Source organism: Oscillibacter sp. CU971 (genome assembly GCF_905219725.1).
Taxonomy (GTDB): Bacteria; Bacillota; Clostridia; order Oscillospirales; family Oscillospiraceae; genus Oscillibacter.
On sequence record NZ_CAJMXG010000548.1, the window covers coordinates 1 to 1,167 of the forward strand.

General features: G+C 55.1%; 1 protein-coding gene. It reads right to left on the minus strand.

Features of this window, described 5'->3' with window-relative positions:
• Positions 1-3 precede the first annotated feature (3 nt).
• Positions 4-924, minus strand: a complete 921-nt coding sequence (locus JX325_RS17315) for a hypothetical protein (RefSeq protein ID WP_204792245.1) — start codon at positions 922-924, stop codon at positions 4-6.
• Positions 925-1,167: the final 243 nt, after the last annotated feature.

Consider the following 1,167-nt stretch of genomic DNA (forward strand, 5'->3'; position numbering starts at 1 on the left):
ATCCTAAGATCCGTCCTCCTTTTTACGCAGCCAGTTTTTTGAGGCGAACAGCGTAAGGCTCCTGCACCGAATCCAGCCCTTGACACAGTCGTCAAAGCCCTTTCCATTCAGATACATATCGCAGATTGTTATGTCAAGCCCCGCCGTGGAGAGGAGCTTTCCCACCGTATGACAAGCGCGGGTTGTCTCTCCGGCCCTGAAATAGAAGAACCGACCCTTTTTCTCCAGGCTTTTGTACATGCGGTCTTCTTCCTGCTGCGTCAGCAGGTTCTTTTCGTTCCGGCGGGATTTGTAATAGTCCTCGGGCCATATTGCTGTGCTCTCTCCGTTGGGGAGCTTGCGCTGCCGCTCGGAGAAATGGGAGATCGAACCGAAGAAGGAAAGCGGCCTGATTTCCAGCAGATTCCCCTGTTTGTCCCAAAGGTATAGCTGTGGCTCCAGATCTGGATTTGGAAGGGGAAATTTGAGAATCTCCGAAGTGACTTCGGAGATATTGGCGTCTGCGGCCCCGAAGAGGTGCTGCATATGGACCATGTAGCGCATCCCCTTCACATCCTGTTCCTCCCGGGGCAGGAGCAGGAGATACAGCTGCTTCTGCGCATCCACGCCAAAGCTCTTATAGTCCCACAGAATGGGATTGGACATACACAGAATGCTGGCGCCCCAGAACTCCCGGTAGGCCCCCAAGTCCGCTCCACAGTACTTGCGGATAAATTTTTGGATGATGTTTCTTTCTCCGTCGGAAAAAACGGCCTCTGTTTCTGCTTGTTCCTCCACAAATCCATAGGCCCGGAAGGACGTGGAACGGTTGGGGAGAACCATAGAAAGGCTGTTTTCACTGAAGCCCAGGGGCGTATGACCCCGGGGCAGCACGACGGAGAAGCCCTGTGACGGCTGCCGCTTGAGCGTGCTTCCACGCTGCAATTTCTGGGGCCCGCCCAAGAGAGACCAATCAAAGCGCTCAAAGCACGCGAGCGCCGTTCCTACCGCGCAATAGAAACGGCGGCAGCGCACTTCCGTCTTAGAGGCCCTGTGAATGGTTCTTTTCAAATAGGGCGTCGGCGGAACGCTCAGAGGCTTCGAGGCAAGCTGGTCCGTCGGAATCAGTTCCGTCACGGCGAAAATAAGTCGGTTCTTTTGCCCATCGGGGCTGGCGGTCCACACTAA